Genomic DNA, 20,409 nt, shown 5'->3' with positions numbered 1-20,409 from the left:
CGCCGCCTAACTAAGCCGCCTCGTCGAGCGGCGGCCGCTTGTCGAATGCTGAAAGCAGCGCTGACTTGCGCTTCTCGAAGCGCTCGACGGCGGCGTGCTTGACATGGCCGTAACCGCGGATCTCTTCCGGCAGCCGGGCAAGTTCCGTCGCTGCTGCGATGTTGTCCGACGTCAGCCGCGCCGAGAGTTCATCGATAAGGGCGAAATAGTCGACGATCAGGCGCCGTTCCCTACGGCGTTCGGCCGTGCGCCCGAACGGATCGAAGGCCGTACCGCGGAAACCTTTCAATCGCGTGAGCAGCCAGAAGGCCGGCTCGATCCAGCGTCCGAAGGCCATCTTGGCCGGCCGGCCGGTGCGCGCGTCGATGCGGGCCAGAAGCGGCGGCGCCAGATTGTAGCTGATGCGGAAGTCGCCCTCGAACTGCTCCGCCAATTGCCGGCGGATGGCGGGATCGCGGTGCAGCCGGGCCACCTCATATTCGTCCTTGTAGGCCATCAGCTTGAAGGCTGACCTGGCCACCGCCGTGGCGAAACTATCCTTGCCCGGCGCTGCCTTCCTTTCGGCCTGATTCGCCTTCTCGACCAGCGTCCGGTAGCGCTCGGCATAGGCGGCGTCCTGATAGGCGGTGAGGAACTCGACACGCCGCGCCACGATCTCGTCGAACGTCCGCGCGGTGGGGGCGGCCTCCCTAGTGTCGCCGGCCTGCCGATAAACGGATCCAGGATCGACCGCAAAGCGGCGGCCCCAGGCGAAGGCGTCGCGGTTCATGGCGACGCCGGCGCCGTTCAGGTCGATCGCCTTCTCGATCGCCGCCCGGCCGATGGGGATCAGCCCCTTCTGCCAGGCATGGCCGAGCAGGAACATGTTCGCCGCGATCGCGTCGCCGAACAGCGCCGTCGCGAGCTTGGTCGCCGGCAAGGTCTCGATGGAATCGTCCCCGCCCGCCTTGCGCAGGCGGCGCAGGATCGCGCCTTCGCGGAAGTCGATCGTGGTGTCTTTCACGAAGGCGGCCGTCGGCGCCAGACGGTCGTCGACCACAGCCTTTGTCCGCCCCTTGGCGAAGGCTGCGATCGCCGACTGCGATGCCGCGACGACGAGGTCGAAGCCGAGCACGAGATCGGCTTCGCCTGGTCCGATGCGCACGGCGTTGATTTTGTCCGGATCCGCGGCAAGCCGGATATGGGACACGACTGCGCCGTTCTTCTGCGCCAACCCGGTCTGGTCGAGGGTGACAAGCGACAGGCCGTCGAGATGCGCGGCCTGCGAAAGGATCGCGCTCACCGTGATGACGCCGGTGCCGCCGATGCCGGTGAGCAGCATGCTGTAGGGCCGCTCGCCGATCGCGGGAAGCGTCGGCTCGGCCAGCCCCTGGTCGCCGTCGCTGCCGGCCTTGGCGCGCGGCTTGCGCAGGCGGCCGCCCTCGACGGTCAGGAAGCTCGGGCAGAAGCCCTTCATGCAGGAAAGATCGGTGTTGCAGCTCGACTGGTTGATCATGCGCTTGCGGCCGAACTCGGTCTCGCGCGGCTCGATCGAGATGCAGTTCGACACGGCCGAACAGTCGCCGCAGCCCTCGCAGACCAGCTCGTTGATGAAGGCGCGTTTGGGCGAGACCGGATAGGTGCCGCGCTTGCGCCGGCGGCGTTTTTCGGCGGCGCACACCTGGTCGTAGATAAGGACCGTCACGCCCTGCGACTCACGCAGCTCCTTCTGCACGCGGTCGAGCTCGTCTCGATGATGGATCTCGACCGAGCGCGGCAGATCGCCGGCGAGAAGTTCGGGCCGTTCGGAGACGACGACGACCTGTCTCGCGCCTTCGGCCAGCACCTGGTCGACGATCGCCGGGACGGACAGCTCGCCGTCATGCCGCTGGCCGCCGGTCATGGCGACGGCGTCGTTGAACAGGATCTTGTAGGTGGCGTTGACCCTGGCGGCGATCGCGGCGCGGATCGCGAGCAGCCCGGAATGGAAATAGGTGCCGTCGCCCATATTGACGAAGATGTGCTTCTCGTCGGTGAAGGGTGACAGGCCGATCCAGGAGCCGCCTTCGCCGCCCATCTGGGTGAAGGTCGACGTCTCCCGCTCCATGCCCACCACCATCATGTGGCAGCCTATGCCTGTCGAGGCGCGACTGCCCGAGGGCACGACGGTCGAGATGCTGTGCGGGCAGCCCGAGCAGAAATAGGGTTCGCGGCTCGGCATGCCGGGCTCGGCCGGAGCCGGGTCGCCGATCCCGGCGAGGTGCCGTGCCCGGCCGGCCAATTCAGCGTCCCGTTCGCCCAGCCACGAGAGAATGGCGCGGGCGACCGAAAGCGCACCGATCTCTCCGATCGAGGGCAGCAGCGGCGCTCCTTGGCGGTCCGTCTTGCCGAACACCTGGGGCCGGCGGACGGACGGCAGGTTGAAGAGCTGCGATTTGATCTGGTCCTCGATGACCGGGCGCTTCTCCTCGACCACAAGGATCTGCTCCAGGCCGTCGGCGAAGGCGCGCAGCCCTTCCGGTTCGAGCGGCCACACCATGCCCACCTTGTAGAGGCGGATGCCGAGTGCTGCCGCCCTGCCTTCGTCGATGCCGAGCAGGGACATGGCGCCCATGAGGTCGAGCCAGGATTTGCCTGTGGCGACGATGCCGAGCCGCGACGAGGGCGAGGCCCAGACCTGACGGTCGATTTGATTGGCGCGGGCGAAGGCGAGGACCGCCTGCAGCTTGGCTTCCAGCCGCCGCTCCATGGCGAGGTTGCCGTCAGGCCATCGCATGGACAGGCCGTCGGCCGGCAGCGGCAGATCCGGCGTCACGATCCGGAGCCGTTCGGGATCGAGGTCGACGGTCGCCGAGCATTCGACGATCTCGGTCTGGCATTTGAAGCCGACCCAGGCGCCGGAATAGCGGCTGAGCGCCCAGCCGAGCAGGCCATGGTCGATATACTCGCCGACACCCGCCGGCGACAGCAGCGGCACCATGGCCGAGATAAGATTGTGCTCGCTCTGATGCGGCAGAGTGGAGGAGACGGCGCCATGGTCGTCGCCGACCAGAAGCAGCACGCCGCCATGCCTGTCTGTGCCGACTGCGTTCGCGTGTCGGATGACGTCCATCGTGCGGTCGACGCCGGGCCCCTTGCCGTACCACATCGAAAAGACGCCGTCATAGCGCGCCCCGGGGAACAGCCCGGTCTGCTGCGTGCCCCACACGGCGGTCGCCGCCATGTCCTCGTTGAGGCCCGGCTGGAAGACGATGTGGTTCGCCGCGAGATATCTGCGGGCGCTGGCCATCTCGCGGTCGAAACCGGCGAGCGGCGAGCCGCGGTAACCGGAGACGTAGCCTGCCGTGTTGAGACCCGCGGCGAGATCGCGCTGCCGCTGCACCATGGGCAGGCGCACCAAAGCCTGCGTGCCCGATACAAGGATGCGACCGCGTTCGAGCGTGTAGCGCTCGTCGAGCGCCGACGGCATGTCGACGGGCCGAGCCGTGCCGGTTCGTCCGGTGGATGTGGCTGCGGTCATGCCGGAGTTCTCAGGAGATGGCAGGCGGCATGTCGAAGATGCGGCCGGGATTAAGGATATCGTTGGGATCGAAGGCTGCCTTCAGGCGCCGCATCGCGGCGATCTGGGCTTCGCTGCGGGTCAGATGAAGATAGCGCTTCTTGTCCAGTCCTATGCCGTGCTCGGCCGAGATCGAGCCGCCGGCTTTCGCCACGCAGTCGAAGACCGCCTTGGCGACGCGGTCCGGCTTGTCGGTGGCGACGATGTAGTGAAGGTTGCCGTCGCCCAGATGGCCGAAGATGTGGGCGCGCGCGGCGGGGTCGGCGCGTGCCTGGGCCTTCCGGGCAGCCTCCAGGAACGCGTCCATGCGCGGCAAGGGCAGGCTGACGTCGAGGCCGAGATTGGTGCCTTGAGCGAAGAGGAAGCGGTTGCAGTCGTCGCGCAGGTCCCAAAGCGCATGGAATTCGCGATCGGACTGGGAGAGCACGGCATCCTCGACGAGCCCGTCCTCGATCGCCTGGCCGAGGGCCCGGGCGAAGGCCTCTTCGTCGGCGCCGGGGGTCAATCCCTGGATATCGGTGAGCACATAGACTGGCGCACCAAGCGCGACCGGCGGGGTGAGGCCGAGTGCTGCGACCATGTCGCCCATCAGCGGCGCGAGGATGACCTCGAAACCGGCAAGCAGTTGTCCGAGCCTGCCGCGCAGGAGCCTCAGCAGGCTGAAAGCAGCGTCGAGCGAAGACAGCGAGCAGAAGGCGACGGCCTGCGTCACCGGCTTCGGGTGCAGCTTGAGACAGGCCCGGGTCACGACGCCGAGTGTGCCTTCGCTTCCGATGAAGATCTGGCCGAGATCGTAGCCGGAATTGTCCTTGGCGAGGCCACCGAGCGACGAAAGCACGCAGCCATCCGCCAGCACCGCTTCGAGGCCCAGCACCTGTGCGCGGAAACTCCCGTAGCGCAGCACCCGGACGCCGCCGGCATTGGTGGCGATGTTGCCGCCGATCGTGGCGGTGCCGCGCGCGCCGATATCGACGCCGAACACGAAGCCCGCTGCTTCGGCGCGCTCCTGCACGATCTGCAGGGGCACGCCCGCCTCGACGACGAGGGAGCCCGCCATCGATTCGACCTCCCGCAGGGCAGTCATGCGTTCGAGCGAGAGAACAGCTTCGCCCGAAAGGACCCTGGCCGCACCCGCAAGACCCGTCCGGCCGCCCTGCACGACCAGAGGCTGGCGCGCCGCGTTGCAGGCCTTCAGCATCTCCACGACGTCGTCGGTGTTGCGCGGCCGCAGCACGAAGCCCGGGCGTATCCTCTCACCGCCCGAGAAGTCGTCGGAATATCGCTGGTCGATATCGTCGCCGACCAGCAGTGCAGCCTGGTCGAGCCGTGCGGCGAGATGGGAGAGAAGCTGGTCGTCGGGTCGCGCCATGATGCCTGGATGATCCGGAGGAAAGCGATCTCCGGACGCTGTCTAAGGCCAGACTATTTCGCTTGCAATATTTGTCAAACTTATATTGTTTAGATGTAATTCCGGCTTCGGCTGGCGGCGCGGTTGGCGCCGATCTGCGGCACGATCGCACCGAGGGAGGACGAATGCCGATCGAATATCAGGATGTGGTCCGCACAGGCGTCGCGCGGCAGGTTGCCGACAAGATCCGCGCGGCCATCCTCGACGGCAGGCTCAAGATCGACGAGAGGCTCCCGACCGAAGAAGAGCTCGCCCGGAGCTTCGGCATATCCCGCCCGACCGTGCGCGAGGCGCTGAAGCGTCTGGCCGCGCAGAACCTCGTGCGTTCGCAGCGCGGCCCGAGCGGCGGCACCTTCGTCAGCCGTCCCGATCCGGAAGGCCTGTCCTCGGCGATCACGGGTGCTGCGACGCTGCTCGTCGGCGTCGGCGCCTTCGACATCGACGAGATCATCGGCGCCCGCCTGGAGACCGAGGCGATCTGCTGCCGGCTCGCCTGCGAGCGGCGCAGCGATGCCGATCTGAAGGCCATGCGGGCCGAAGTCGCCCTGCAGCGCAGTACGACGCCGACCGACGAGGAGTTCTGCGCCTCCGACGTGCGCTTCCACCGGTCGCTGGTGAAGGCCGCCGGAAACGGACCTCTCAGCCTGATGATGTATACTGTGGTCGAAGCGTTCATGCCGATCACCAACATGATCGTTTCGCAGGTCCGCGAGCGGAAGAAGGTTGCGGATTTCCACCAGCGGCTGGCCGACGCCATCGAGGCGCGCGACGCCGCCGGCGCGACGTCGGTGCTTTCCGAACTGCTCGCCTATCTGCGCGACAGCTATGCCGTCAGCCTGAAGCGGCGGGCCGAACGCGAGGCGACGCGCGCCGTGCGCGGCTGACGCCGGCGATCAAGACAATGCACTCCTGGAGATAAACATGACCGAAGCTTTTTCCGCGATGATGGTGGAGGATGTCGACGGCAAGCCCCGCGCGGGCTTTCGCGAGATCACCAAGAAGGACCTGCCCGACCACGACGTGCTGGTCGAGGTGAGTTATTCGAGCCTCAACTACAAGGACGGGCTTGCCGTCTCCGGCAAGGGCCGCATCGCGCGGCGCCTGCCCATGGTGGCCGGCATCGATATATCAGGCACGGTGGTGGAATCGCGCTCCTCCGCCTGGGCGCCGGGTGACCGGGTCGTGGTCAATGGCTGGGGCCTGTCCGAAACCGAATGGGGCGGCTATACGCGCTTCCAGCGGCTCAAGCCCGAATGGCTCATCCGCCTCCCTGATGCCTTCACCTTGAAGGAGGCTATGGCGATCGGCACCGCCGGCTATACGGCCGCGCTGTGCGTCAATGCGCTGGAAGACTGGGGCGTCATCCAGCCCGGCAAGGGCGAAGTGCTTGTGACGGGTGCCGCCGGTGGCGTCGGCTCGACCGCGGTCAGCCTGCTGTCCTCGAAGGGCTATGTGGTGGTCGCCTCGACCGGACGCGCCGAGACGCATGACTATCTGCGCGGGCTGGGGGCGACCTCGTTCCTCGACCGGGCCGAGCTCGCCGGCGAGGTGAGGCCGCTGCAGAAGGAGCGGTGGAGCGGCGCCGTCGATTCCGTCGGTTCCACGACGCTCGCCAATGTGCTCGCGCAGACCGTCTATGGCGGCGCGGTGGCGGCCTGCGGCCTCGCCGGCGGCAACGACCTGCCGGGCTCCGTCTTCCCGCACATCCTGCGCAGCGTGACCTTGATCGGCGTGGATTCCGTTCATGCGCCCACCGCCAAGCGCGAAAGGGCGTGGCGGACACTGGCCGACCACCTCGACCGCCAGAAGCTGGCGGCCATGACCGAGGTCCATCCGATGAAGGACCTGCCCGAGCTCGCCAAGAGCATCGTGGCCGGCGCCGTGCGCGGCCGCGTCGTCATCGAGATCGCCTGAGAGGGTCTGAAATGAGCAGCGAACTGGTACTCTGGGAAAAGGACGCCGAGGACGCCTTCGTCACCTTGACCCTCAACCGTCCCGACAAGATGAACGCCATGAACCAGGCGCTCGGCGACGCGCTGGAGGCGGCGATCAAGCGGGCCGTCAAGGATCCCGATGTGCGCTCGGTGATCATCACCGGGGCGGGGCGTGCCTTCACCTCCGGCGTCGATCTCGGCGGCGAGGATTTCGAGATGGACGCCGAGGGCTGGCGCGAGGACATCGGCGCGAACATGCGCCGCATGCAGCTCATCCGCGAGGCGCCGCTGCCGATCATCGCGGCGGTCAACGGTTATGCGCTGGCCGGCGGCCTCGAACTGATGATGTGCTGCGACATGGTGATCGCCGCCGAGGATGCCATGTTCGGGGAGCCCGAAGTTCGCCACGTATCGGCGCCGCCGACGCTGATGCTGCCCTGGACAGTTCCGATGATCCACGCCCGGCATCTGATGTATACCGGCGACCTCATCGACGGCCGCGAGGCCGAGCGCATCCATCTCGTCAACAAGGCCGTGCCGCGCGACCGGCTGAAGGCCGAAAGCGAGAAACTCGCCCGCAAATGCGCGCGCATGCCGGGTGCTGCGATCAAATTCGCCAAGGCGGCGCTGAACCATCAGCAGGAGACGGCCGGTCTCGGCAGCTCCTGGACCTACAATCGCGAGACCACCGCGATCCTCCATGCCTCCGAGGAGGGGAGGTACTGGATGCGCCTGCTCAAGGATCACTCGCTGAAGGAGTTCCTCGACATCCGCGAGAAGCCGTTCCGCGATCTGGATTGATCGGCAAGTTGTCCAAAGACCGCCTGCCGGCAGGACCCCTCATCCGTCCGCGCTTGCGCGCGGCCACCTTCTCCCACAAGGGGAGAAGGCCGGAGCCTGGCTTTGCCGTTACAGCAAATTACCAACGTCGGCGACTGGCGGAAGCGCTGTTGCAAGCCTTCCCTTCTCCCCTTGTGGGAGAAGGTGGCCGCGCGAAGCGCGGTCGGATGAGGGGTCCGCCGGCAGGCGGGCTGGCAACCAAGAATCTGGCAGGACCTACGCTTCCGGCAGGTATCCCCCGCCCGATTGGAGGGCATCGAACAGGGCCGCGTGGTTGCGCAGATAGCGCGATCGCACGATCTGGCCCTTGTCGGAGAGTTCGCCCTTCGTGCGGTCGGCAGGCGAGGCCGCTATGTCGAAACGCGCGATCCGGGTGGAACTGCCGCCTTTGCCGGCGTTCCACGTTCCGATGCGGGCGGCAAGCTGCGCCGTGAGATCGGGATCGTTTTTATATGCAGCAGCAGGGAACACCAGGGCCACAAGCTGATCTCGGTTCTCGCCCGAGATCACCACGTCGTCGGCCAGTGGCGCGCATTGCGCCAGCAGTCCGGCACGCAGCGGACCGGTGCGGACCTTGACGCCGCTCGAAAGCTTGAAATCCTCCGCCAGGCGCCCGTCGAAGGCGAAGACCGGGACGCCGTCCGAGCGTTTGCGCAGAACCGCGGCGTCGCCAGTGCGATAGAAGCCTTGCTCGTCGATCGGCAGCTCGCTCCTGCGGCCTTCGATCAGGTAGCACGGCGCGACGTTCGGGCCGCGAACGCGCAGCTCGGTTCGCCCGTCGGCCTCGACGAGGGCGATCTCGTGGCCGGGCAGGGGATGGCCGAGCTCGCCCGGCCGTTCCAGCGGCGCCGGCGACAGGCAGATGGTCGAGGCTGCCTCTGTCGCGCCGTAGCCGGACAGGATCTCGAACCCGCCATGAGCGTCACGAAAGGCCGCCAGCCGCTGCCACAGCTCGGCATCGATGCCGGCCCCGGCGAAGAAGACGGCTTTCAGCCCGCGCGTCACGGCGCGTGCGGCCTCGGCATTCTTCTCAAGCCGGTCGAGCAGCAGACGCAGTCCGAGCGGAACCGCGATATGCATGGTCGGGCAGACTTCAGCCATCAGCCTGACGCTCGCCTCGATCGTGCCAGGACCCGGCGGCGCGTCGACATGCATCGTGCCGCCGTTCCAGATGACCTTGAAGATGTTGTCCAGTCCGCCGAAGACGTGGTGCCAGGGAAGCCAGTCGACCAGCACCGGCGGTGTGTCTGCGAGGAAGGGCCACATCGCGGCGATCGCGCCCTGGTTGGAGGAGATCATGGCACGGGTGATCGGCACGCCCTTTGGTACGCCGGTGCTCCCTGACGTGAAGAAGATCGCCGCCCAATCGTCGGACGAGGCTGCTTCGTTTTCGGCTTCGCCTGAATCCATCGTGGCATTGGCCAGGGCAGCCAAAGGCACCGCGCCGAGATTCTCGATGGCCGGATGGCCCGTGGGTGCGACGAGCAGCTTCGGCGCCGCGGCGGCCAGGAAAGGTTCGGTCGCCGGATTTTTTCCCCCGTCGCGGAACGGAAAGGGAGGCAGCGCAGAATGAACGAAACCGCCGGCGAGGCAGGCGAGCTTGAGGATCAGAGCATCGATGCCCCCCGGTGCGAGCGTCGCCACGCAGTTGCCCTTGCCGACGCCATAGGCGGAGGCGAGCCGATGGCGGACGGCGCGGGCTCGGGCCAGGGCCTGGCCATAAGTGAGCCCCCGTCTTCCTCCTGCGTCCGGCTCCGACAAAAGCAGCCGGTCCGGCGCTCGTGATGCCCATTCGCGTAATCGGTCGAATATGTCGGGCAGTTCCGCGGGGAGGGGAACCGAGCTGCGATAGACGCGGCTCCCGTCCGCCCGCAACGCCTCGACGAGTTGCTGGCCTTCGGCCGTGAGGGAACTCATCGACCTTCCTGTGTTTGGGCCTGCGTAAGGGCCTGCTTTCGCGGCTGCTCCGACTGTCGGGCCGACAGCGCCTTCTCATAGACGCTGGACTGATAGGCGATCAGTTCCTCGAAGGCGGCGGTCGCGGCCGCGGCGTCGCGTGCGCGGAGCGCATCGAGGATGTCCGAATGCAGCGACACTACACGCCCCCGCTCGCGGAAGCGGAAGGAGATCATGTTGGTGGCGGGGATGAGCGAATCGTTGACCACCAGCATGATGAAGCGGAGCTCGTTGTTGCCCGTCGCCTGCGCGATGGCGTGGTGGAACGCGACGTCCAGCCGGCAGAATTCGTCGTCCGATATGTCGACACGCTCGAAAGCCTCAAGCGTCGCCTCGATGCTGCGCAGGTCCTCCTCGGTGGCGCGCTGGGCTGCGAGCTGGACGCAGGTGCGGCCGAGCAGCAGGCGCGCTTCCACGATCTCCGACAGGCCGAAGACGCCGAGGCCGACGAACCAGGTCGTCATCTCCTGAAGCATCTGGCTGGCGGCCGTGAGCGAAGGAGCGTTGACGAAGACACCGCCATTGGGGCCGCGTTTGGAGCGCACCAGCTTCTTGGCGGCGAGGATCTTCAACGCCTCGCGCACCGTCGGCTGCGACACGCCGAAGCGTTTCGCGATCTCGGTCTCGGAGGGCAGCCGTTCCTCCACGCTCAGCGTGCCCTGCACGATCTCCTGCTGCAGAGCCGTCGCGATCTGATGCGCCAGGCTCTTCGTGGCCTGTATCTCGGCCGTTGCCTGCTCCATGCGTCTTCTCTCCCTCGCCGCGTTTTCGCTTATTTCAATATTACAATATCTAATTTGTTGACCACCTGATCAAAAGATGCAAGCCTTCGATCCAACCGGCGCATCTCCAGACTCTGGGATGCAGCCTAACAATAAGATGCAGTCGGGAACATGGAGATATCGGATGAGACTGACGAGACGTGAATTCTCGGTCGGCGCTGCCGCCGCTTTTGCCGCAATGGCCGGGACGCGCATGGCCGCCGCCCAGCAGTCGCTGGTCGTGCCGACCTATGGCGGGCTCTGGGCCAAGTTCTGGGAGGCCCAGCTCCTGCCGGGCTTCAGCGCGGCGACCGGCATAGAGCCGCGGCTCGACGTCGGCCTGGGCAAGGATTTTGTCGCCAAGATCCGGGCCGGCGGCGGCAGCTCGCCTTACAGCATCTTCATGGGCAACGAGAACATCGCTGCCATGCTGCGCGCCGAAGGCTTCTTCGAACCCTTCGATCTCGCCAAGGTGCCCAACGCCCAGAAGGTGTTTCCGCAATTCGTCAACAAGGATGCGGCCGGCATCCGGGCGATCGTCTCGCCGATCGGGCTCGCCTACCGCACCGACATGGTGAAGACGCCGCCGGCCTCCTGGCGCGACCTTTGGGAAAACCCGGAGTTCAAGGGGCGGATCGGGCTCTATCAGATCGGCAACACCGGCGCCGTCCTGTTCCTGCGCCTGGCCGCCGAACTCTTCGGCAGCTCGCCGGACGATTTCGATACGGCCTTCGCCAAGATCAAGGAATTGCTGCCCTTCACCCAGGCTTCCTGGAGCGGCGAGGTGGCAACGGCCCTGATGCGCGGCGACGCCGTCGTGGCGCCGGTCGACTGGACCGAGATCATGGTGCTCCAGGACAAGGGCGCGCCGGTGGCGATCGTCGCGCCGAAGGAAGGGGTGCTTGCCTTCGAGCAATCCTTCAACCTGGTGGCCACGGGCGCCGAGAAGGACGCCGCGCACGCCTATCTGAACTATGTGCTCGACGCCAAGGTGCAGCAGGACATGGCGAGGGCCTTCTTCACCTCTCCCACGAACAGCGAGTCGGTCGTCGACGGCGAACTCGCCAAGCGCATCCCGATCGTCGGTCCGCGCATGAGCGAGATCAAGAGCTTCAACTGGGACAGCTATGTCGACAGGTCGGCCGAGATTGCCGACCGGTGGAACCGCGAGATGGCCTGACGGCCATATGCGAATGCGGGGAGACGTCCGTCTCCCCGCATTGGTTGGAGCATCTGCCCCGAGAGTGGGTGCCGGTTTCGGGCAAAATCCGATGCTCGAGCAAAACAGCCAAAGCGGCAGCGCCGATCTCATTGGCGCATTCCAGAGGGGAGCGATGACCGCGCTGACCATTGACCGTATCAACAAGCGATACGGCGACCTTCACATCCTCAAGGACATAACGATCCCGATCGCCCAGGGCGAGTTCGTCTCGCTGCTGGGTCCGAGCGGCTGCGGCAAGACCACCACGCTGCGCTGCATCGCCGGCTTCGAGCGTCCGGACAGCGGCCGTATCCTCTTCGGCGAGCGCGACGTCACGCGCGCGCTGCCCGAACAGCGGGACATCGGCATGGTGTTCCAGTCCTATGCGCTGTTTCCTCATATGACCGTGGCGGAAAATCTCGGCTTCGGCCTCGAGGTACGCAAGGTCGAGCCGGCCGAGCGCCGCCGGCGCATCGGTGACGTTCTCTCCATGGTGCGGCTCGAGGGTTACGAGAAACGCTTTCCGCGTGAGCTTTCCGGCGGCCAGCAACAGCGTGTCGCGCTTGCCCGCGCCCTGGTGATAGAGCCGTCGGTGCTGCTGCTCGACGAACCGCTCGCCAATCTTGACGCCACGCTTCGCGACGAGATGCGTTTCTTCATCCGCGACCTGCAGCGGCGCGTCGGCATCACCGCCATCTATGTCACCCACGACCAGTCCGAGGCGATCGTCATGTCGGACAAGATCGTGGTGATGAGCGCCGGTTCCATCTCGCAGTTCGGCACGCCGCGCGACGTCTATGAGCGCCCCGCCTCGCGTTCGGTCGCCGATTTCATCGGGCGCTCCAACACGCTGCGCGGACACGTCGTGGAGGCAACAGGCGACGGCATTTACAGGATCGAGACATCATGCGGCGGCATCGGCGCGACGGGGCCGTCCGGGCTCGCCCGCGGCGTCGAGGTCAGCGTCATGATACGGCCCGAGAATATCCGCACGACGAACGGCGACGCCGCGCCGGCCGAAGGCGGCGCCGCGGACAACGTCCTGCGCGGCGCCGTCGTCAGCAGCGTCTATCAGGGCAGCGCCAACCAGCTGAAGGTCGAACTGAACGGCGGAGACCAGGTCGTGGTCGACGTGAGCGGCCGTGATGCCGTCGCGGCCGGCCAATGGGTAGCGCTGAGCTTTGCCGCCGGCGACACATGGCTGCTCGCGTCATGAGCGGGGCCGTGCCACGCGCCGACCGACGGGCGCTCGGCGCCGGCTCGGCATGGATGATCGTGCCCGCTCTGGTGCTGCTCGTCGGCTTTTTCGCGCTGCCCTATCTTTCCATCATCACGATGAGCCTGCGCGAGGCCTCGACCCGGGCCGTCTATGGCGACGGCTTCACGCTCGCCCATTACACGTCGGCGCTCGCCGACCCCTATATCTGGGGCATCCTCGGCCGCACCGTCATGATCGGCATCACGGTCACCGTTCTTGCCCTGCTGCTCGGCTATCCCGTCGCTTATCATCTCGCCAATTCGCGCTCGCGCTGGACCAGCCTTCTCTACATCTTCGTGCTTTCGCCGCTGCTGGTCGGGCTGGTGGTGCGCACTTTCGCCTGGATGATCATCCTGTCGAACAACGGCGTCGCCAACCAGGCGCTGAAGGCGGTCGGCCTCGTCGACTTTCCCCTGCAACTGATGAACAACACGCTTGGCGTGACGATCGCTCTCACGCATGTCTTCCTGCCTTTCGTCATCCTGCCGCTGCTGGGCAATCTGCAGGCCATCAGCCCCGATCTGGCCATGGCCTCGCGGTCGCTCGGCGCCTCGCGCCTGCGCACCTTCCTGAAGGTCACGCTGCCGCTCAGCCTGCCGGGCATTCAGGCCGGCACCATCCTGGTATTCGTGCTGTCGATCAGCGCCTATGTCACCCCGGCCATGCTCGGCGGCACCAGCGGCCGGACCATGTCGGTGCTCGTCGTGCAGTATCTGGTCGACAACTTCCGCTGGCCGGCGGGCGCCGCACTCGCCATCATCATGGCGGCGGTCGCGGTCATCTTCGTCGGCCTCTATCTCAAGCTGACGGCGCGGGCGATGCGGAGGCTGCCATGAGGAGCGGTACTGAAAAGACCGTGCTCGACCGGGCGTTCACGGTGCTCGTGGCGGCGATCTACATCTTCCTGATGTTCCCGATCGTGCTCGTCGTGCTTCTTTCCTTCAATTCGGGCGAGTTCCTGGCCTTTCCGCTGGAAGGCTTCTCGCTGCGCTGGTTCGAGGCGCTGTTCTCCAATGCGCGGTTCCTCGACGCCACACTCTATTCGGTGCGGATCGCGGCGATCTCGATGCTCGTCAACGGTGTCATCGGAACGATTGCCGCCATCCATGTCGCGCGGCACGCAGGCGCCTGGCGCGACCAGATCCGCGTGGTCATGACCAGCCCGTTGCTGGTCCCCGAGATCCTGACCGCGATCGCGCTCCTGTTCTATTTCTACGAGATCGGGCTGGGCACGGACTATTCGATCGGCATCCAGGTCGGCCACATCGTGGTCACCTTTCCCTATGTGTTCCTGAATGTCTCGTCGGCGCTGTTCAATTTCGACCGGTCGCAAGAAGAGGCCGCACGCAGCCTCGGCGCCGGCGCGTGGATGACGTTCAGGCGTGTGACGCTGCCGGCGATCAAGCCCGGCATCATCACCGGCTGCCTGTTCGCCTTCGTCATCTCCTTCGACATCTTCAACATCTCGCTGCTGTTGAAGTCGCTCGGCACGAACACGCTGCCGCTGGAATTGTTCGACTATCTGCGCTTCAACTTCGATCCGACGGCGGCGGCGATCGCCTCGCTCAGCATCTTCCTCACTTTCGCTGCGATATTTGTCATCGACCGCACGGTGGGTTTGAGGTCGCTGCGGTTCTGAGGGAAGCAGGTTCTGCTCGGTTGAGGGACTTGGAGCGTGGGAGTACCCCTCATCCGACCGCGCTTCGCGCGGCCACCTTCTCCCACAAGGGGAGAAGGGAACGCGCTGCAGCAGCGCTTCGGCCAATCTTCAACGCTGGTGATTTGCAGAGCCGGCCAAACCAGGCTCCGGCCTTCTCCCCTTGTGGGAGAAGGTGGCCTCGCCCGTAAGGGCGAGGTCGGATGAGGGGTGCCTAGGCGCCGAGCGTCGAAATCCTGCCCCTCACAGCACCCGCGACAAAAACTCCCGTGTGCGCGGCGATTGCGGGTTGGCGATCATCTCCTTGGGTGCACCGCGCTCCTCGACGACGCCCTTGTCCATGAAGATGAGCTGGTCGCCGACCTCTCGGGCGAAGCCGATCTCGTGGGTGACGACCACCATGGTCATGCCGCTCTCGGCGAGGTCGCGCATCACCAGGAGGACCTCGCCAACCAGTTCGGGGTCGAGTGCCGAGGTCGGCTCGTCGAAGAGCAGCACCTTGGGGTTCATGGCGAGCGCGCGGGCGATCGCGACGCGCTGCTGCTGTCCGCCGGAAAGCTGCCGCGGATAGAAGCCGGCCTTATCAGCCAGGCCCACGCGTTGGAGCAGGGCGCGTGCCTTATCGACGGCCTCTCCACGCGGCATGCCCTTCACCATGATGGGCGCCTCGATAAGGTTCTCCAGCGCCGTCATGTGGGAGAACAGGTTGAACGACTGGAACACCATGCCGATGTCGGCGCGGCGTCGGCAAAGCAGGCTGTTCTTGACCTCGTAGAGCTTGCCGTCGCGAAGGTCGTAGCCGACGAATTCGCCGTCGACCAGCAGCACCCCGCCGCTCACTTCCTCGAGGTGGTTGATGCAGCGCAGGAAGGTGCTCTTGCCCGAGCCCGAAGGCCCGATGATGCAGGCCACGGAGCCGGCCGGCACGTTGAGATCGATGCCTTTGAGCACCTCGAGCGTTCCGAAGGATTTGCGCACGCCGCTCGCGAAGACCATGGAGTTTTCAGGGACGCCGAAGCGCGCCTGGTTTTCGGCTTTCGAGCTCATGCCGGTCGAGCCTCGCGGCGGAAACGGAAGGCGCGCTGCAGGATGCGGTTCATCGGCCGTCCCTGCTGCTGGTCGCTCCTTCCGTAGTACTGCTCGATGAAATGCTGGCCGATCGACAGGAGGGTGACCACGAAGAGGTACCAGAAGGCGACGACGATCAGCAGCGGTATGGTCTCGAAGGTGCGAGCATAGATGCTCTGGGCCGAATAGAGCAGGTCATCCACCGCGATGATGGTGACGAGCGAGGTCGTCTTCAGGAGATTGATGGTCTCGTTTCCGGTCGGCGGAACGATGAAGCGCATGGCCTGCGGGAGCGTGATGCGGCGCAGGATGAGCCCGCGTGTCATGCCGAGGCTGCCCGCCGCTTCCGTCTGGCCGCTCGGCACAGAATTGATGCCGGCACGCACGATCTCGGCCATGTAGCCAGCCTCATGCAGCGAAAGCGCAATCACCGCCGAGACGAAGGGCGTCATGAAGTCGTTGGTCTTGACCGAGAAGAGAGTGCCGAGAAAGGGCAGGGTGAGCGAGAATTCCCGCACGACGAGCGACAGGTTGAACCAGAAGATCAGCTGGATGAGCGCAGGCGCGCCGCGGAAGAACCAGATGTAGCCGGCGGCGAAGCTGTTGAGGATGCGGCTCGGCGAAAGCCGCATGATGGCGACGACGGCGCCGATGACGATCGACAGCGCCATGATGATGACGGTGAGCAGGATCGTCTGCCCCAGCCCGCGCATGATGGACGGATGGAAAAGATACTTGCCGACGGTCGGCCAGTCGAAGGCCGGGTTCGTCGCCAGCGCCGCGACGATGACGAACAGCACCACGAGCGTGACCGCGGTTCCGATCCAAAGTCCGTAGTGGCGCACCGGAACGACGACGAGATCCTCGACCGATGCCTGGGGTTGCGCCTGGGTCATGCAACCGTCCTCGAAAGAGCCCGGGCCGGAGAAGCCTCCGCCCGGGCCGTATGTCACACTATTTGCGGATCTTGTCGGCGCTGTCGACGACGTAGGCTTCCTCGATCATCGCGCTGGTCATGCCGTATTTGGACATGATCGTCCCGTAGGTGCCGTTCTTGATCATCTCCTCCAGCGCGGCGCGAAGCATCTCGGCCGTGTCCTTGTCGCCCTTCGGAACGGCGATGCCGAGCGGCGCGACGTCATAGAGACCCGGCACGACGACGAGCTGGCCCTTGCTGGTCACCTCGAAATAGCCGGAGGCCGTGGCGTCGTCGAGGCGCGCATCGATGCGGTCGGAGAGCACGGCCTGGATGATGTCCTTGCCTTCGGGGAAGACACTCTTGGTGAGTTCGGGCAGGCCCTTCGTCTTGCATTCCTCGTTGAGCCGGTCGGCAATGAAATCCGACACCGCGCCGCCGATGACGCCGAGACGCTTGCCGCACAGATTGTTCTCGCCCTGGAAGCTCGGCGCCTTGTCGGGCGTGGTCGAAGCCACGATGCCGGACTTGATGAACATGACGAAATCGACCTGCTTCAGCCGGTCCTCGGTCGCCGCGAAGGTCTCCCAGGCGATCTTGAAGCGGCCCGCGGCGAGGCCGGGGATCATCGAAGGGAAGGGGATGCGCGTCACCTCGAGCTCGGCCCCGAGCATCTTGGCGGTTTCCTGGGCCAGCTCGATGTTGATGCCGACCTGCTCGCCCTTCTCGTCGATGAATTCGAAGGGCGCGTATTCCAGCGTGTTGGCGATGACCAGCTTGCCGGTGTCCTTCACTTCGGCCGACTTCGGCAACTCGGCGGCAGCGGCCATGCCGACGCTTCCGGCGAAAGCCGCGACGGCGAGCGCGACGCTGCGCAGTGATCTATGCTTCTTCATGTAATCCTCCTCATTGTTTCGATGATGCCGGAAGCCGTCGCCCCGGCGCTGTGGCCTGCATTATTCCCCGGTGCGCCGTTCCGACGATCCGTTCTGCCCGGCAATGCGCGCGCCGATGAATTCTGATATTTAAATGTATTATTTTTTAGCCCTCATTCCTTGTCAACCTAAGCCCGTCGCGCGACCGGCGCGGCAGCGGCGACCTCGACGGCCAGCAGCGCGACAGCCCGGTCGAGATCGGTCCGGTCGGCGATCGAGATGCGCAGCCATTCCGGCAGGCCGTAGTCCTCGTTCGAGCGGATGACGAAACCCTGCCTGGCGAGCCGCGCCACCGTCGCCTGGGCCCAGCCGGGTTCGGCCGCGGGCAGGCGCGCGAAGGCAAAGTTCGCGGCGCTGTCGACGACCTCGAAGCCGAGCCCGCGCAGTTGCGTTTCGAGACGCAAACGGCCCTCGGCCGTGCGCCTGCGCACCTCGCCGATGAAGCCCTGCTCGCCGATCGCGACGGTTGCCGCCGCCTGCGCCATGCCGTTCACATTGCCGATGCCGCGGACATTGTTGAGGGCAACGGCGACGTCGGCGTGGGCATAGGCCCAGCCCGCGCGGGCCGAGGCCATGCCATAGGCTTTCGAGAAGGTCCTCGTCACGACGACATTGGGATGGCGGTCGGCGATGGCGAAGGCAACGGCCGCTTCCGAGGGGTCGACATATTCCGCATAGGCGCAGTCCAGCACCAGCACGATGTGGGAGGGCAGTTCGCGGGCAAGCCGCGCCACCTCTTCCATCGGTACGGCCGTGCCGGTCGGATTGTTGGGATTGGCGAGGAAGACGACACGCGTGCGGGGCGTGACCGATGCCAGCAGCGCGTCGACATCGACGACGAAGCCGGGGCCGAGTGGCGCCTCCACCGCCGTGGCGCCGAGGCGATAGGCGACGATCGCGAATTGCAGGAAGGAATAGGCCGGGAACAGGATCTCGTCGCCGGCGCGGGCATAGACGCGGCCAACCGCGTCGAGCAGTTCCTCGGAGCCGTTGCCGCAGACGATGCGGGCCGGGTCGAGCCCGAACTCCCGCCCGATCGTGGCGCGCATGACCCCGCAGCCGGGGTCGGCGTAACGGTGAACGCTGACAGCACTGTCGCGAATGGCATCGACGACGCCCGGAGCCGGACCGATCCAGCTTTCGTTCAGCCCGAGATTGACGACACGCTCGGCCCCCGACGTGTCGACCGGCTTCACCACGGTCAAGGTGCGGGCGGAAAGATAGGGGACCGGCAGGGACATTTCTTCCTCTTGGTTCTGGTGCCGTCAGTTCTCGACGGCGCCGATAAGGATCTTCGAATAGATCGGCCGGAAGCGCTTACGCTCCGCGGGAGGTTCCTTGAAGTAGGTCGCGTAGTAGCCGATCTGCTGGAAGTAGGTGATGCGGGCCCGGATCAGCGCCTCGTCGGCGTCGTAGCCCATTGCCGCGAAGGCCTTGACGAGCAGGGCCATACGGAAGCCGTCCTGATCGCGGACCTCGCGTGCGATGGCGGTGGAACTGCGCGACCAGTCGCGGATCGCGAGATCGAGCTTCGGGCTGAAGGGATCCTCCCTGATCCACACGCCGGTCACGTCGTCGAAGAAGGCCGGCCCGTCGGTCACTTGGCTGTCGCCCAGCGCCTGGAACGGCCGGCAGTTGCGCAGGCGCCATTCCTCCAGCAGGCTCGCCAGCAGGTCCTTCAGGTTCCTGAAGTGGAAATAGAAGCTGCCGCGCGTCACCTTGAGCTGCTTGGAGAGCCGGTCGATCTTGACATTGGCGATGCCCTTGCGCTCCAGCGCGACGGTGGCGGCGGCGATCCAGTCGTCGCGCGACAACGTCTTGCGCGCCTCGGCGGAACGGCGCTTCGGCTTTCGCGGCTCGAAGGTGGATGCGACCGCCATCGCTCCTCAGCCCGCTCTCATGGCAGGTTCCCGAAACGCTCGAGCATGAGCGCGAAGAAGCCGTCGGCGTCGATGCGGCGAAGCACCTTGCAGTTCTTCCTGCGGCCGGTGACATGCCACCAGTCGACGATGGTCATGCCGATCGTTTCCGGCGACATCAGCTCGATGGTGACGTTGCACCGGCGCTGCTCATAGAGATGCGGCGCCAGCAGATAGCCGGTGACGCAGGCGTCGTGGATCGGCCTGGCCTCGGTGGGGAATTTATGGGAGCCGTATTGGCGATAGAAGTCCGCCATGTTGGCTGCCTCGACGGCCGAACGCGAGCCGAGCGCGCGCAGCGACTGCAGCCATTCGGGCGTCATCTGCGCGGTATAGGTGCAGTCGATCGACGCCATGGTGACCGGCGCGCCCGAATCGAACACCACGGCCGCCGCGTGCGGGTCGACCCAGATGTTGAACTCGGCGGCGGGCGTCGCATTGCCGCCTTCGAAAAAGCCGCCGCCCATCAGCGCCACTTCGCGGATGCGCGGAATGATGCGCGGCTCCATGACCATCGCCATGCCGAGATTGGTCATCGGCCCCAGCGTGCAGACCGTCAGCTCGCCTTCTGGAGCCGCCATCAGCGTCTCGACCAGATAGTTGACCGCATGCTGTTGCTGGAGCTGCCGTGACGGCTCCGGCAGCGTGCAGCCGTCGATGCCGGTCGGGCCGTGCACATATTCGGCCGTCTTCAGCGGCTTCACCATTGGGCGCGAGCAGCCTGCATAGACAGGCACTTCGGCGCGGCCGGCAAGCTCGGCGATCTGCAGCGCATTGCGCGAGGTGAGCGCGAGCGGGACGTTGCCGCCGACCGTCGTCAGCGCGACGACCTCGAGTTCCTCCGGCGAACCCAGCGCGAACAGGATCGCGAAGGCGTCGTCCTGGCCTGGATCCGTGTCGATGATGATCTTGCGCGGCGCCATTCCGGCTGCTCCTCCCCGGCCCTCCTGCCGGGCCGCTGCCATTGCAACGGTGATAAAAGATACAGTACTGTATGGTATTTTCAAGAGCGATTCCC

Annotated in this window: 17 protein-coding genes; 7 read left to right on the top strand and 10 right to left on the bottom strand. The window is 65.9% G+C overall.

What is annotated here, in order from left to right; translation table 11 throughout:
• Positions 1–10: 10 nt before the first annotated feature.
• Positions 11–3,499, bottom strand: a complete 3,489-nt coding sequence (locus JN302_RS32145; RefSeq protein WP_202330359.1) for an indolepyruvate ferredoxin oxidoreductase family protein — start codon at positions 3,497–3,499, stop codon at positions 11–13.
• Positions 3,500–3,509: 10 nt separating this feature from the next.
• Positions 3,510–4,907, bottom strand: coding sequence for an FAD-binding oxidoreductase (locus JN302_RS32140; protein WP_202330358.1), 1,398 nt, complete (start codon positions 4,905–4,907; stop codon positions 3,510–3,512).
• A gap of 164 nt (positions 4,908–5,071) precedes the next feature.
• Here JN302_RS32140 and JN302_RS32135 point away from each other — a divergent pair, with 164 nt between their 5' ends.
• From JN302_RS32135 to JN302_RS32125, 3 genes are read left to right on the top strand one after another with little or no spacing between them, the layout of a single operon-like run.
• Positions 5,072–5,830, top strand: coding sequence for a FadR/GntR family transcriptional regulator (locus JN302_RS32135; protein WP_202330357.1), 759 nt, complete (start codon positions 5,072–5,074; stop codon positions 5,828–5,830).
• A gap of 37 nt (positions 5,831–5,867) precedes the next feature.
• A complete protein-coding gene (locus tag JN302_RS32130) occupies positions 5,868–6,860 on the top strand; it encodes an MDR family oxidoreductase (RefSeq protein ID WP_202308508.1) in 993 nt (330 codons plus the stop codon).
• 11 nt (positions 6,861–6,871) lie between these two features.
• Complete coding sequence (locus JN302_RS32125; RefSeq protein WP_202330356.1) at positions 6,872–7,681, top strand: enoyl-CoA hydratase/isomerase family protein; 810 nt, start codon at positions 6,872–6,874, stop codon at positions 7,679–7,681.
• A 255-nt stretch (positions 7,682–7,936) separates the two neighbouring features.
• Here the strand turns inward: JN302_RS32125 and JN302_RS32120 are convergent, their stop codons facing one another.
• Together JN302_RS32120 and JN302_RS32115 are read right to left on the bottom strand one after the other, a co-directional pair.
• A complete protein-coding gene (locus JN302_RS32120) occupies positions 7,937–9,637 on the bottom strand; it encodes an AMP-binding protein (RefSeq protein WP_202330355.1) in 1,701 nt (566 codons plus the stop codon).
• Positions 9,634–10,419, bottom strand: a complete 786-nt coding sequence (locus JN302_RS32115; RefSeq protein WP_202330354.1) for a FadR/GntR family transcriptional regulator — start codon at positions 10,417–10,419, stop codon at positions 9,634–9,636. Before JN302_RS32115 ends, JN302_RS32120 begins: the two co-directional genes overlap by 4 nt.
• Before the next feature lie 163 nt (positions 10,420–10,582).
• Here JN302_RS32115 and JN302_RS32110 point away from each other — a divergent pair, with 163 nt between their 5' ends.
• The 4 genes from JN302_RS32110 to JN302_RS32095 all read left to right on the top strand — a co-directional run bounded on the left by JN302_RS32110 (position 10,583) and on the right by JN302_RS32095 (position 14,535).
• Positions 10,583–11,617, top strand: coding sequence for an ABC transporter substrate-binding protein (locus JN302_RS32110; protein ID WP_202330353.1), 1,035 nt, complete (start codon positions 10,583–10,585; stop codon positions 11,615–11,617).
• A 154-nt stretch (positions 11,618–11,771) separates the two neighbouring features.
• Positions 11,772–12,854: an ABC transporter ATP-binding protein gene (locus tag JN302_RS32105; protein WP_202330352.1), complete on the top strand. Its 1,083-nt coding sequence runs from the start codon at positions 11,772–11,774 to the stop codon at positions 12,852–12,854.
• On the top strand, positions 12,836–13,732 hold the full coding sequence (locus JN302_RS32100; protein WP_244846067.1) for an ABC transporter permease: 897 nt from the start codon (positions 12,836–12,838) through the stop codon (positions 13,730–13,732). The genes JN302_RS32105 and JN302_RS32100 overlap by 19 nt, the downstream gene beginning before the upstream one ends.
• On the top strand, positions 13,729–14,535 hold the full coding sequence (locus JN302_RS32095) for an ABC transporter permease (RefSeq protein WP_202330351.1): 807 nt from the start codon (positions 13,729–13,731) through the stop codon (positions 14,533–14,535). The genes JN302_RS32100 and JN302_RS32095 overlap by 4 nt, the downstream gene beginning before the upstream one ends.
• Before the next feature lie 261 nt (positions 14,536–14,796).
• On the opposite strand, the gene JN302_RS32090 is transcribed toward JN302_RS32095, so the two are convergent.
• The 6 genes from JN302_RS32090 to JN302_RS32065 form a co-directional block, all read right to left on the bottom strand.
• Entirely contained in the window at positions 14,797–15,549 is a 753-nt protein-coding gene (locus JN302_RS32090) for an amino acid ABC transporter ATP-binding protein (protein ID WP_202334524.1), read from the bottom strand.
• Between the two features lie 47 nt (positions 15,550–15,596).
• Positions 15,597–16,517, bottom strand: a complete 921-nt coding sequence (locus tag JN302_RS32085) for an amino acid ABC transporter permease (protein WP_202330350.1) — start codon at positions 16,515–16,517, stop codon at positions 15,597–15,599.
• A 58-nt stretch (positions 16,518–16,575) separates the two neighbouring features.
• The gene (locus JN302_RS32080) at positions 16,576–17,433 is read right to left on the bottom strand and encodes an ABC transporter substrate-binding protein (RefSeq protein WP_202330349.1); all 858 of its coding nucleotides are present in this window, start codon (positions 17,431–17,433) and stop codon (positions 16,576–16,578) included.
• A 167-nt stretch (positions 17,434–17,600) separates the two neighbouring features.
• Entirely contained in the window at positions 17,601–18,713 is a 1,113-nt protein-coding gene (locus JN302_RS32075) for a pyridoxal phosphate-dependent aminotransferase (RefSeq protein WP_202330348.1), read from the bottom strand.
• A gap of 24 nt (positions 18,714–18,737) precedes the next feature.
• Positions 18,738–19,352, bottom strand: a complete 615-nt coding sequence (locus JN302_RS32070; RefSeq protein WP_202308488.1) for a TetR/AcrR family transcriptional regulator — start codon at positions 19,350–19,352, stop codon at positions 18,738–18,740.
• Positions 19,353–19,369: 17 nt separating this feature from the next.
• Positions 19,370–20,314 carry a nucleoside hydrolase gene (locus tag JN302_RS32065; RefSeq protein WP_202330347.1) on the bottom strand — a complete coding sequence of 315 codons (945 nt, stop codon included), beginning with the start codon at positions 20,312–20,314 and terminating at the stop codon, positions 19,370–19,372.
• Positions 20,315–20,409: the final 95 nt, after the last annotated feature.

Origin of the sequence: Mesorhizobium sp. L-8-3 (assembly GCF_016756615.1) — a bacterium.
GTDB lineage: Bacteria > Pseudomonadota > Alphaproteobacteria > Rhizobiales > Rhizobiaceae.
Note: the sequence above shows the minus strand (reverse complement) of the source record. Positions and strands in the feature narration are given on the sequence as shown.